Raw genomic sequence first — 12,732 nt, forward strand, 5'->3', positions numbered from 1 at the left:
GATGAGTGGATTTGTCAGGAGCTGTTCTCCATGAGGCTCTTCTACGCTCCCACATCCCCCTTTGCTCGCAAGGTGCGGGTCACCGCGCATGAGCTGCAGCTGGGAGACCGGATCGAGCTTGTGCTGGTCAATCCCTGGTCGGACGCGGCGCTGCGGTCGCTGAACCCGTTGGCCAAGGTCCCGACGCTGGTGCTGGGGGACGGACAGGTGCTCTTCGAGTCGGCGCTCCTCTGCGAATACCTGGATCACCTCGCGGCCGGCGGGCTGTATCCAGCGCCGGGAGAGGCGCGGTGGAGCGCCTTGCTCCGGCAGGGCGTCGCGGACGGCATCAGCGCTGCTGCCGGGCGCCTCTTCGCCGACGAGCATCGCCCATCCGACGAGCGATCGAGCAGCGTCATGCAGCGCCAGGCGGCTGCCATCGAGGCCAGCCTCGACAGGCTGGAGCGCGACGCCGGTGCGCTGTCGGGAGCGCTCGCGGACATCGGCGCGATCTCGGTCGCCTGCGCGCTCGGCTACCTCGACTTCCGCTGGCCGGATCGGGCGTGGCGAAGCGGCCGGATCGGCCTTTCGCGCTGGTTCGACGTCGTCGGCCAGCGCCCGTCCATGACCGCGACGCAGCACCGCTCGCCGTGATCTCCTGACGTGGGGTCCCCAGGCGGCGCCCGCCGCCCCTGCGGGCTCGGCGCTCGTCATCTCCCACCCCATCCCGCCCGCATCCCGCCGGCATCCCGCCCACGCCCGAGCCCGGCTGTGCGCTCGACGGTGGCGCTTGAACGAGCGACGCCCGTCCCGCGAGGTTTCGGTTCGATGACTGTCGAAACAGATTGACGGCGCCCCCGCGCCGCCTAGATTCACTTTGATGACCATCGAAGCAGATCCCCCGGCGCGTGAGCTGGGCGTCGAGGCGCGCATCGGCGTGCTCAAGGCGCTCGCCGACGCGTCGCGGCTCCAGGTGGTGAACGCCCTGATCGAGCGGCCGCACTGCGCCGAGGAGCTGGCCGAGCGGCTGGGGCGCGCGCCGTCCACGGTCTCCTTCCACCTCCGGAAGCTCGACGAGGCCGGGCTGGTGACGAAGCAGAAGACCCAGTACTACCTGGTCTATGCGCTGCGCGACGATCTGCTCCGCCTCACGCTGAAGGAGCTCGTCTCGCTGCCCTCCGCCGCCGACGGCGCCGCGCGGCGGCGCGCGGAGCGAGCCCGGAGCCAGGTGATGCGCGCCTTCTTCCGCGGGGGCGTGCTGGTCCAGATGCCGAAGCAATGGCGCAAGCGGCGCATCGTGCTCGAGCAGTTCCTGGGCAAGTTCCAGGCGGGCCGGCGCTACCGCGAGCAGGAGGTGAACGAGATCATCCAGACCCTGTATCCCGACCATTGCACGATCCGGCGCATGCTCGTCGACGAGGGATACATGACGCGCGACGGCCTGCACTACGAGCTGATCGCGGAGCAGACCAGGACACCCGAGGCGAAGGACACGACACCCGAGGCGGAGAGCAAGACGCCCGGCTCAGGGACGAAGAAGGCGAGAGGGAGCACGATGGAAACGCGCAAGGAGATGAAGCGGAAGTATCTCGAGACCCCGAAGCAGGCGGGCATCTTCCAGGTCAAGAACACGGTGAACGGCAAGGTCCTGCTCGGCAGCAGCACGAACCTCCATGGGCCGCTCAACAAGCACCGTTTCGCGCTGTCCATCGGCGCGCACCAGAACCAGGCTCTCCAGCGGGACTGGCAGCAGCACGGCGCCGACGCCTTCACGTTCGAGGTGCTCGAGGTCGTGCAGCAGAAGGATGAGCCGGGGTTCTCCGTGGCGGACGAGCTCACGCTGCTCGAGCAGATCTGGCTGGAGAGGCTCTCGCCCCTCGCGCCGCGCGGCTACAACACGGATACGCGGCTCCGCGAGTGACGCCGCCTCGCGCCGTCCCCGGAGGACGCCGCGCTCGCCCGTGTCCTGGCCGCCGGGGCGCCTCGAGGCCGGCGGCGCCAGAGCCGCATGCGCCCTGTCCCGGTGGCGAAAGCCGTGGATTTCATCCACGATGGCGCTGCATGCGGCCAACCGGCATACGGAAGAAGTCTCCAGATGTCGTCGAGCCCTCGCCCGATGGCCGCGCCCTCGACGCGAGCGCCGAGGGCTGCCTCGCCGGCGGCGGCGAGATGGGCGCGCTGCTGCGCTCGATCGACTGGGCGAAGACGAAGCTCGGCCCCGTCGCGACATGGCCGATCAGCCTGAAGACCGTGGTCGGCCTCGTGCTGGGCAATCGGTTTCCCATGATCATGCTGGTCGGGCCGGAGATGCTGCAGATCTACAACGATGCCTATCGGCCTATCCTGGGCATGAAGCACCCTGCGTCGGTGCTCGCCCCGGCGCGCGAGGTCTGGGCCGAGGTCTGGGACGTCGTCGGCCCGATGACGCAGACCGTGCTCGACGGGGGGCCCGCGACGTGGAGCGAGCACCTCCTGCTCCCGCTGCAACGGCGAGGCTTCGTCGAGGAGACGTACTTCACGCTCTCCTTCAGCCCGATACCCGGCAACGACCAGCGGGTCGCCGGCGTCATCATCACGGTGCAGGAGACCACGGAGCAAGTCCTCGACGCGCGCCAGCTCCGCATGCTGCGCGATCTCGCGACGCGCTCCGCCCATGCGAAGTCTGCCGAGGAGGCGTGCTCCACAGCGGCGGAGATCTTCGCGGCGAACGTCGCCGATCTTCCGTTCTCGCTGCTTTACCTCCTGGACGGCGATACGGGCCATGCGCGCCTCGCTGGCGCGAGCGGGCTCGACGGCTACGAGGGGGCGGCGAAGTCGGCGCGCATCTCCCTCCACGACCGAGGCGGCGAGGCCTCGACCTGGCCGCTCGCGGAGGCGGCGCGCGCCTCTGGCGAGCTCCTCGTTTGCGATCTAGCGGCCCGCTTCGGCGCCTTGCCCCTCGGCCGCTGGGGCAGCGCGATCGAGCGGGCGATCGTCCTGCCCCTCTCGCGGCCGGGGCAGCCTCGTCCTTATGGCTTCCTCATCGGCGGCGTGAGCCCGCATCGCCTGCTCGACGAGCCGTATCGCGGGCTGTTCCGGCTGATCACCGATCAGGTGGTGACCGCCATCGGGAACGCGCGCGCCTACGAGGAGGAACGCAGGCGCGCCGAGGAGCTCGCCGCGATCGACAGCGCGAAGACGCTGTTCTTCAGCAACGTCAGCCACGAGTTCCGGACGCCGCTGACGCTGATGCTCGGCCCCCTGGAGGACGCGCTCGCGTCGCCGGAGCGCGCGCTCTGCGGCGAGCACCTTCTGCTCGTCTACCGCAACGCGCTGCGCCTGCTCAAGCTGGTCAACGCGCTGCTCGACTTCTCGCGCATCGAGATGAACCGTGCGCAGGCGTCCTACGAGCCGACGGACCTCGCCTGCCTCACCGCCGATCTCGCGAGCGCGTTCCGCGCTGCGAGCGAGCGAGCCGGGCTCGCGTTCAAGGTGGACTGCCCGGAGCTCCCGGAGCCGGTCTTCGTCGACCGGGACATGTGGGAGAAGATCGTGCTGAACCTGCTGTCCAACGCCCTGAAGTTCACGTTCGAGGGCGAAATCGTCATGTCGCTACGCCTTCGCGGGGACCACGTCGAGCTCGTGGTGCGCGACACGGGCACCGGTGTACCCGAGCACGAGCTGCCGCACCTCTTCGAGCGCTTCCATCGCGTCCAGGGGGCGCGCGCGCGCACGCACGAGGGTTCCGGGATCGGGCTCGCGCTGGTGCACGAGCTGGTGCGCCTGCACGGCGGAAGCGTCCAGGCGGGGAGCCGCGTGGGCGAGGGGACGGCGTTCACGGTCGCGATCCCGCGCGGGTCCGCGCACCTCCCGCCGGAGCGTATCCGCGCCGAGAAGATGCTCTCGTCGACGGCGACCGGCGTCGCGCCCTACGTCGAGGAGGCGCTGCGGTGGCAGCTCGTCGACGAGGCGCCCGCCCTGGCGCTCGCCTCGACCGATCCCGCCGGGCCCGGCCACGTCTCGGCGCCGTTCGACCCGAGCGCGCGCGTTCTCCTCGCCGACGACAACGCCGATATGCGCATGTACTTGCGGCGCATCCTCGAGGAGCGGTGGACCGTCGAGGCCGTGAGCGACGGCGCCGCCGCGCTCGAGATCGCCCGGCGGTCGCCGCCGGATCTGCTCGTCGCCGACGTGATGATGCCGGGCCTCGACGGCTTCGGCCTGCTCCGAGCGCTGCGCGCCGATCCGGCGACGCGGGGCGTGCCAGTGATCATGCTCTCGGCGCGCGCGGGCGAGGAGTCCCGCGTCGAGGGGCTGGCGGCTGGCGCCGACGATTACCTCGTGAAGCCGTTCTCGGCGCGCGAGCTCGTCGCTCGCGTCGCGACCCACCTCCAGCTTGCAGCGCACCGGCGCGCCGCGGAGCGGGAGCGCGAGCAGCTGTTCGCGCTGTTCGAGCAGGCGCCCGTCGGGATCGCCGTCTACCGTGGCCCCGAGCACATCATCGAGGTAGCGAACCCGCACTTCGTGGCCATGGTGGGCCGTGACGTGCTCGGACGCTCGTTGCAGGAGGCCTTCCCTGAGGTCGTCGGCTCGTCGTTCCTCGAGGTCTTCTACCGGGCCTATGCGACGGGCGAGCCGTTCGTCACCCACGACTACCGGTTCGACCTCGATCGCGGGCGCGGCGTGCTGGAAGAGTCGTACTGGAGCTTCAACCTGCACCCGATGCGGGACCCGGGCGCTGCCGTCGCCCGGATCCTGGTCGTCGCGCTCGACGTCACCGAGTACGTGCGGGCGCGAAAGAAGCTCGAGGCGGCGGCGCGGGAGCGCGAGGAGCTGCTGCGCCGCGCGGAGGACGCGCGGCGCGACGCGGAGCGGGCGAACCGCGCGAAGGACGAGTTCCTGGCGATGCTCGGCCACGAGCTGCGGAATCCGCTCGCCCCGATCGTCACGGCGCTCCACCTGATGCGCCTGCGCGCCGGGGGGCATGCCGAGCGCGAGCGGCTCGTCATCGAGCGCCAGATCAAGCACCTGACGGCGCTCGTCGACGACCTGCTCGACGTCTCCCGGATCACGCGGGGCAAGGTCGAGCTGAAGAAGCAGCGGATCGAGATCGCGGAGGTCGTGGCCAAGGCGGTCGAGCTGGCGAGCCCGCTGCTCGAGCAGCGCCGGCACCACCTCACTATCGCTGTCCCTTCTGCCGGCCTCGCCGTGGAGGGCGACGTCATGCGGCTCGCCCAGGTGGTCTCGAACCTGCTCACGAACGCCGCGAAGTACACCGAGAGCGGCGGCGAGATCGCCGTCCGGGCCGGGCGCGTGGAGGGCGAGGTCGTCCTCTCCGTGCGCGACAATGGTATCGGCATCGCCCCCGAGATGCTGCCGAGCGTCTTCGAGCGCTTCGTGCAGGAGCGGCAGGCGCTCGACCGATCGCAGGGTGGCCTTGGCCTGGGCCTCGCCATCGTCCACAACCTCGTCGCGATGCACGGCGGCCGCGTCAGCGCGCACAGCGAGGGCCGCGGGCGCGGGAGCGAGTTCACCATCCGGCTGCCGGCCGCGGCGACCGTGCGCTCGCCCGAGGCCGCGCCGGCGCTCCTTCCGCCCGGGGCGCAGCGGACGCCGTCTCCGGCCGGCCAGCGCCGCATCCTGCTCGTGGACGACAACTTCGATGCCGCCGAGCTCCTGGCCGAGTCGCTGGGCGCCATGGGCTACACGATGCGCGTCGCCTCCGACGGCCCGTCCGCGATCCGGATCGCGGAGGAGTTCGCGCCCGACGTCGCGCTGCTCGACATCGGGCTACCGGTGATGGACGGCTACGAGCTCGCGCGGCGCCTCCGCGAGCAGCCGGCGGGTGAGCGGGTTCGCCTGATCGCGATCACCGGTTACGGGCAAGAGTCGGATTTCCGGCGCTCGGAGCGGGCGGGGTTCGAAACACACCTCGTCAAGCCCATCCAGATCGATCGATTGATGGCGCTCATCGAGGAGCCTCCGGCCCGCAGGGCCGAGTGAGCCGCGGCGACGTAGGATGAGCTTCTGGCCAGAAGGTGCCGTCCGGGGGCGGCTCGTAGGACAGCGTCACCTGCTTGCGGAGCGCGAGGCAGCTTCTGACGCAGGAAGGAACAATGGATATGCAACGCATGCGAATTGCGAGGATGGGTGTTCTGGTCGCAGGATTCGCCGCGACCGCGGGATGCACGCTGGTCTCGGGGGTAGGAACACTCGAGTTCAACGGTGAGGCCGCTGCAGGAGCTGGCGGAAGCGGTGACGCCGGCGGCGGCGGCGCCGAAGCGGGAGGCGGCGAGGCGGGCGGCGCCGGGGGCGGCGGAGGCGAAGCGGGGGGTGGCACGGGCGGCGGCGCAATGGGCGGCGACGTGATGGTCCAAGAGTGCGTGCCCGGCGAGGGGGTTGCCGTGGGCGCCCGCGTCTGGGGTGACGCGTGGCTCAACGGGTTCGTCCTTCATTGCGCCGACTTTCAGAGCGACGGTCACACCGGGGACGGGTACGATGCCGGCCCCGTGACTGGCAGCATGACGGGCTCGCACGTCTCCAAATTCTGCGACTACCCCAGGAATGTCGTGGCGTTCAGGTATACGTACGACGCGGAGCATGTGTACCAGGTCCAGCTTGGTTGTTCGACGCCTGAGGTATGGAAATCGTCGACGCCCAGCGTCGAACAATGGCTCGATCCCATGGGCGGAACGACGGCTGGTCCGCAAGAGTACGGAGCGCAATGCGAGGAGGGGTCCGCCTATAGCTACTTCACGCTCAACGTCAGCGAGGATGGTGAATCCATACGAAGCTTCGAAGGGCCTCGCTACTGCTTGGGAATGCCCTGATCCCTCGCAAGGCCGCCTCCGGAGACGCCGCTCCTCGGCGAGAGGACTCTCCTCTGCGAGGCGGCAGCGACCGGGGACCCCCGCCGCGGGAGGCGAGCTCCAGGTCTCCGGGCGCGGTCGAGCGCGGAGATGCGTTGGTCCGTTATAAAAGAAATGTTGTCCGTTATGGTGGACGTAGGCGCTGCCCCGTGGTACTGGGCATCCAACGGACGGGACAGCCATGCACTACCGACAGCTGGGTGACAGCGAGCTCCGGGTCTCGGAGCTCTGCCTTGGGACGATGACGTTCGGCGAGCAGAACACGCTCGAGGACGCCAGAGCGCAGCTCGACTACGCGTTCGACGCGGGGATCAACTTCATCGACGCGGCCGAGATGTATCCGGTGCCGACCCGCGCCGAGACGCAGGGGCGCACGGAGAGCTACGTGGGCGAGTGGCTGAGCCAGCGGCCGCGCGACAAGGTGATCGTCGCGACGAAGATCGCGGGGCCGGGCCGCCCGATCCCGTGGGTCCGCGGCGGCTCCCTCGCGATCAACCGCGCCAACGTCCGGCGCGCGGTCGAGGACAGCCTGCGGCGCCTCAGGACCGATTACGTCGATCTCTACCAGATCCACTGGCCCGATCGGTACGTGCCGCAGTTCGGCGCGACCGCCTACGATCCGGCGAACGAGCGCTCGAGCACGCCGATCGCCGAGCAGCTCGCGGCGCTCGCGGAGGTGATCCGCGACGGCAAGGTCCGGTATTTCGGGCTCAGCAACGAGACCGCCTGGGGGTGGCGCAGTGGAGCCGCGTCGCGGCGCAGCTCGGGCTCCCCAGGCCGGTGTCGATCCAGAACGCCTACAGCCTCGTCAACCGCACGTTCGACTCCGCGCTCGCGGAGGCCTCGCGTCGCGAGGACGTGCCGCTGCTCGCCTATAGCCCGCTCGCGTTCGGCCTGCTCACGGGCAAGCACCTGGGCGGGCCGCCGCCGGGCTCGCGCTTCGCCCGGTTCGAGACCTTCGGCCAGCGCTACAGGAAGCCCAACGTGGACGAGGCGGTGCAGGCCTACGTCAAGCTCGCGCGCGCCCACGGCCTGAGCCCGGCGTCGCTCGCGCTCGCCTTCGTGCGCAGCCGCTGGTTCGTGGCGAGCACCATCCTCGGGGCGACCACGCTCGAGCAGCTCGAGGAGAACGTGAAGAGCGCGGGCGTGGTGCTCGGCGCGGAGGTGCTCGCCGAGATCGAGCAGATCCACGCCCGGTACCCGAACCCGGCGCCCTGATCTCGCCGGCCCCGGCGGCGCCGCTCGCCCGGGGCGGCGCGGTCCGACCCCCTCGGTTCGCGGGAGCGCGGCGCTCCCGGGCGAGCGATGCTGCGGCGCCGGCGGGCAGCCGCCGCGCCGGCACGGAGGGGGGATCAGATGACGACCAAGCTACCCAGGCGGAGCCTGCTCGCTGGCCTGCTGCTGATGGGCGCCACGGGCTGTGCGGGCTCGGGGGCGATGACGACCGCGAGCGCTCGCCGGAAGGCGCCGGCCGATCCGTGGCAGAGCGTTCGGGACGAGTTCGATCTGTCGCCGGCGTGGATCCACATGACGGCCTTCCTGCTCGCCTCGCACCCGCGGCCCGTCCGCGAGGCGATCGAGAGGCTGCGGAGGGAGCTCGACGAGAACCCGGTGGACGCGCTCCACGCGCGCGAGGATCCGGCGCCGGTGCGGGAGGCGGCGGCGGCGTACATGGGCGCCGGGGCCGAGGAGATCGCGCTCACGGACAGCACCACGATGGGGCTCGCGTCGTTGTACCTCGGCCTGCCGCTCGAGGCCGGCGACGAGGTGCTCACGACGGAGCACGATCACTATTCCACGCACGAGTCGCTCCGGCTCGCCGCGGAGCGGACCGGCGCGGTGGTGCGGAAGATCGCGCTCTATGCGAGGGGCAGCGCCGCGACGGCGACGGAGATGGCGGGGGCGATCGAGGCGGCGCTCACCCCGGCCACGCGGGTCGTGGCGATCACGTGGGTCCACTCGAGCTCGGGCGTGAAGACGCCTGTGCGCGCCATCGCCGAGGTCGTCGCCAGGGCGAACCAGGGCCGGGCGCCGGGGAAGCGCGTCGTCTGCTGTGTGGACGGCGTGCACGGCTTCGGGGTCGAGGACGCCACGATGGCCGATCTCGGCTGCGATTTCTTCGCCGCGGGTTGTCACAAATGGATGTTCGGGCCGCGGGGCACTGGCGTGCTCTGGGGCAGGCGGGAGCTCTGGCCGATGCTGCGCCCGAGCATCCCGCCCTTCGGAAGGGCTGCATACGAAGCCTGGCTCCGGCAGCAGCCGCCGCCGCCCACGACCGCGGACATGATGTCTCCCGGAGGGTTCCACTCCTTCGAGCACCGGTGGGCGCTGCCCGCGGCGTTCGCGTTCCACCGGGGCATCGGCAAGGCCAGGGTCGCGGCCCGGATCCACGCCTTGAACCGGCAGTGCAAGGAAGGGCTCAAGGGGATGGGCCATGTCACCCTGCACACGCCGCTCGACGACGCGCTCTCTGCGGGGATCGTGTGCTTCGAGGTGGCGGGGATGACGCCGGAGGCCGTCGTGGGGAGGCTCCGCGAGAGGAAGATCATCGCCTCGACGTCGCCGTACGCGACCTCGTATGTCCGCGTCGCGCCGAGCCTGCTCAACTCCGAGGCGGACGTCGAGGCGGTGCTGCGCGCGATCCGCGCGCTCGCGTGAGGGGCCCGGTCCGGCGAGCCATGGCCGGACCTCGGGTGGGCCGGACGAGGGCGCCTATCGGGCGGCCTCCTCGATTCGAGCGATGTCGATCTTCCTCATCTGCATCATCGCCTGCATGACCCGCCCCGCCTTGGCCGGGTCCGGGTGCTGGATGAGCCGGATCAAGACGGACGGGACGATCTGCCAGGACACGCCGAACCTGTCCTTGAGCCACCCGCACTGGCTCTCGGCGCCGCCGTCGGCCGTGAGCTTGCTCCAGAGCTCGTCGACCTCCTCCTGCGTCTCGCAGGTGACGACGAGCGAGAACGTCTCGTTGAACTTCTGGTGGGCGCCGTTCAGGGCCATGAGCCGCTGGCCGTTCAGCTCGAACTCGGCCATCACGAGCGAGCCCTTGGGCCCCGGACCGGCGTCTCCCGAGCGGAGCTCGGAGAGGATCCGTGAGCCCTTGAAGATGGACAGGTAGTACTGCACCGCCTCCTCGGCGTTGTTGCTGAACCAGAGGCACGTCTTGATCTTCTGCGAGGTGGTCATGATCGGGGTTCCTGGCCGGGGTCGGGCCCGGCGGTGAGGTGAGGGCGGCGCGGTCACCGCGACCGCGCTTTGCCTGGATGTCGGAGCACGGTGCGCCGGCTCGACATGGGGCCGACGATTTTTTTTCGACCCACCGGGGCGGCCGGGCTCCCGGGTCGCCGGGGCGGCCGAGGGGGGCGGGGCGGCAGCCCGCCGGGCGGCCGCCGTGGTCCGCCGGCCGCCGCCCCGGGGCGGCGCCGGGCGACGATGAGCTCGCGGGCCGGGTGGAACGCCGTGGCGATCCGTGAGAGAGCACGCGCATGAGACACATCCTCGATGGGTCGATGGGGGTCATCCTGGCCGCGGGGCTCTGCAGCGCTGCGTGCAGGGCGTCCGCGCATGAGCCTCCCGGCATGAACGCGCCTCCCGGCACGAACGCGCCTCCTGGCGCGAACGCGCCTCCCGGCACGAACGCGCCTCCGGCGGAAGAGCCCGCCGCGCCGCCGGCGGAAGAGCCCGCCGCGCCGCCGGCGGCCGCCCCGACAGGGGAGAGGATCGTCGTGGGCAGCGATCCCTGCAAGAGCGACGCAGACTGTGTGCCAGTGTGCGCGTGCCACGCGGCCGCGTGCATCGCAAAGGCCACCGCGCCGACGTGTGATCGAGGCCTGATGTGCACGCAGGAGTGCCGGCCCGGAACGATGGATTGCGGCGGCGGCTGCCTCTGCCAGGGCGGCCGGTGTGCGGCCCGCCTGATCAACGTGCCCCCGCCCTGAGCCCCTCTGCGTGCGCCGGCCTGCGGATGAGCGCGTAAAAGCTCTTAGAGCCCCGCTGAGGGCCCACCAGGACCGTGGACGCCTGGACTCAGATGTTCGTGGAGCGGGCGCCCAGCGCTGTCCTCAGTATTTGTAAACATCGGCGAAGATCGAGCGACGCATGATCTCGTTCGTCGTCGTCTCGCGCACCCACGCGGCGATCCCCGTCCCGTTCGGGCCGAAGCCCACCGTCGGCTCCGAGTGTTCGGCGGCGTTGTCGTCCTCCAGCGCGTGGGCCTCCGTCCATCCCTGCGCGGGCGAGAGCTCGCTGGCAAAGATCGACCGGAGGGCGGCGGCTTTCTGGGTCCACACCGCGAGCGCCCGCCCGGCCCCATCCACGGCGATCTCGGGACCGCTCACACTATCTTCGTCGGCCGAGAGCTTGTCGGCTGGCTGGAGCGTCGTCCCCGAGAAGCGCCGCGCCCAGATCGCGCAGCCGGCGCCGCACTGACGGAACACCACGCCCCCGTCACCCTCCGCGTTCATCGCGACGGAGTAGTCAGTCGCTCGTTGGCCCGCGGTATCCACGCCGGTGGCACCGGCCCACACGCCCCCTGAATAGGAATTGGCGATCACGTGCGACACCGAGGAGGTCGAGTCGCGCTGGAGGAAGACGACCATCGCGTCCCCGTTGCCGTCCATCACGACGCGTGGGCTCAAATGGTCGAGCGTGTCGTCCGCCTCCAGCGGCTTCGGGCCTGCCGCGCTGCCCTTGTGCGTCGTCAGATCGTACGTAACCACGTTGCCCAGCACGTTGAGACGCCCGCCGTCCGACTGGTACCACGCTGCCACCGCGCGCAGCATCGTGCCCACGGTCGAGACGCCGACAGCCGTGCCGTTGCAGCTGGTCGTGCTCCCCGACACCTTCACCGGTGTCTGCCAGCCCTGCCCGCCCTCGTAAATGGCCAGGTATCCCTCACGCGCCGAGGTGTCGGCGGTGTTCACGTCGATCCCCACGGCGATATGGCCGGCGGGGGTCATCGCGACCGTCGTCGAATGTTTCGAGACCCCCGAGGTGCCCTCGGCGATCGTCTCGACCGTGCCCCACCCGGCGGGCCATCCGAGCGATGCCGTGAACCGCTTGCCGAACACGGCGCCGCCCACCGAGGCCGAATACCAGACGACCACCCCGTTGCCACCGGCGTCGATGGCAACCCTGGCGTTCACGCCCCTCGTGGCCGCGTCGTTGATCTGCAGCAGCGGGTCCCAGCTGTCGCTCTTCTTGACATAGCGGCGCGCCCAGACGGTGTCCTGATCATAAAACACGAGCAGCGCATCGCCGTTGGCCGAGACCGCGACCTGCGGAAGGAAATTCGAGATCTGATTGGCGAGATCGTCATGACCGACGCGCTCGAACGTATCCCAGTGGGGCGGGGGGGCTTCGCCTCCGCTCCCGTCGCCCCCGGTCCCGTCGCCGCCCGCGCCGTCGCCGCCCGCGCCGTCGCCGCCTGCCCCGTCACCGCCTGCCCCGTCACCGCCTGTCGTGCCGCCGCCGCCGCCGCTGCCCGCACGACCGCCGCCGCCCACGTCGCTCGAGCTCGACGACGACTCGAACGTTCGCACCTTCTGTCCGCAGGCCGCGACGAGGACGAGCCCCAGAATGAGAGCCAGCTCGCGCCTGGCGCCCCATCCTCCGCCGTGCCCGAATTTTTCGCGCATCATGCGCGAAGATGAGATCCGAACGCCTCGGAGATGTCAATCCCCAACTGCGCCACCTGTCCTGGCTTGACAGACCACTTCACACTCTCCGCCACCGCGGCAGGAGAGGGTGGCAGCGCGCCCCGTCGGCCGCGGCAGCAAACCTGAACGGCGACGGTCGTCCCGACCTCGCCGTCTCGGACTGGTTCACAGGCATGGGCGCGCGGCTCAGCGCCTGCTTGCCCTCATCTCGACGTATCCCCCATCCTGAGCCGCTCAGCCTGCTG

General features: G+C 70.6%; 8 protein-coding genes and 1 pseudogene. 7 read left to right on the forward strand and 2 right to left on the reverse strand.

Going from position 1 to position 12,732, the window contains the following annotated elements; all coding sequences use genetic code 11:
• Positions 1 to 30: 30 nt before the first annotated feature.
• The 6 genes and pseudogenes from WME73_RS03810 to WME73_RS03835 all read left to right on the forward strand — a co-directional run bounded on the left by WME73_RS03810 (position 31) and on the right by WME73_RS03835 (position 9,485).
• Positions 31 to 633: a glutathione S-transferase N-terminal domain-containing protein gene (locus tag WME73_RS03810; protein WP_437744205.1), complete on the forward strand. Its 603-nt coding sequence runs from the start codon at positions 31 to 33 to the stop codon at positions 631 to 633.
• 226 nt (positions 634 to 859) lie between these two features.
• Positions 860 to 1,900: a metalloregulator ArsR/SmtB family transcription factor gene (locus WME73_RS03815; protein WP_437744206.1), complete on the forward strand. Its 1,041-nt coding sequence runs from the start codon at positions 860 to 862 to the stop codon at positions 1,898 to 1,900.
• Between the two features lie 140 nt (positions 1,901 to 2,040).
• Positions 2,041 to 5,961 carry an ATP-binding protein gene (locus WME73_RS03820; RefSeq protein ID WP_437914750.1) on the forward strand — a complete coding sequence of 1,307 codons (3,921 nt, stop codon included), beginning with the start codon at positions 2,041 to 2,043 and terminating at the stop codon, positions 5,959 to 5,961.
• 128 nt (positions 5,962 to 6,089) lie between these two features.
• The gene (locus WME73_RS03825; RefSeq protein WP_437914751.1) at positions 6,090 to 6,788 is read left to right on the forward strand and encodes a hypothetical protein; all 699 of its coding nucleotides are present in this window, start codon (positions 6,090 to 6,092) and stop codon (positions 6,786 to 6,788) included.
• A gap of 220 nt (positions 6,789 to 7,008) precedes the next feature.
• A pseudogene (locus WME73_RS03830) lies at positions 7,009 to 8,045 on the forward strand (aldo/keto reductase).
• Positions 8,046 to 8,183: 138 nt separating this feature from the next.
• The gene (locus tag WME73_RS03835; RefSeq protein WP_437914752.1) at positions 8,184 to 9,485 is read left to right on the forward strand and encodes an aminotransferase class V-fold PLP-dependent enzyme; all 1,302 of its coding nucleotides are present in this window, start codon (positions 8,184 to 8,186) and stop codon (positions 9,483 to 9,485) included.
• A gap of 54 nt (positions 9,486 to 9,539) precedes the next feature.
• Here WME73_RS03835 and WME73_RS03840 read toward each other — a convergent pair whose 3' ends face one another.
• Positions 9,540 to 10,016: a VOC family protein gene (locus WME73_RS03840; protein ID WP_437744211.1), complete on the reverse strand. Its 477-nt coding sequence runs from the start codon at positions 10,014 to 10,016 to the stop codon at positions 9,540 to 9,542.
• Positions 10,017 to 10,315: 299 nt separating this feature from the next.
• On the opposite strand from WME73_RS03840, the gene WME73_RS03845 reads away from it, so the two are divergent.
• On the forward strand, positions 10,316 to 10,768 hold the full coding sequence (locus WME73_RS03845; RefSeq protein ID WP_437744212.1) for a hypothetical protein: 453 nt from the start codon (positions 10,316 to 10,318) through the stop codon (positions 10,766 to 10,768).
• Positions 10,769 to 10,891: 123 nt separating this feature from the next.
• On the opposite strand, the gene WME73_RS03850 is transcribed toward WME73_RS03845, so the two are convergent.
• Positions 10,892 to 12,469 carry a hypothetical protein gene (locus WME73_RS03850; RefSeq protein ID WP_437914753.1) on the reverse strand — a complete coding sequence of 526 codons (1,578 nt, stop codon included), beginning with the start codon at positions 12,467 to 12,469 and terminating at the stop codon, positions 10,892 to 10,894.
• Positions 12,470 to 12,732 lie beyond the last annotated feature (263 nt).

The sequence above is a fragment of the Sorangium sp. So ce302 genome (assembly GCF_051530145.1).
In the GTDB taxonomy this organism is placed as follows: Bacteria; Myxococcota_A; Polyangia; order Polyangiales; family Polyangiaceae; genus Sorangium; species Sorangium cellulosum_B.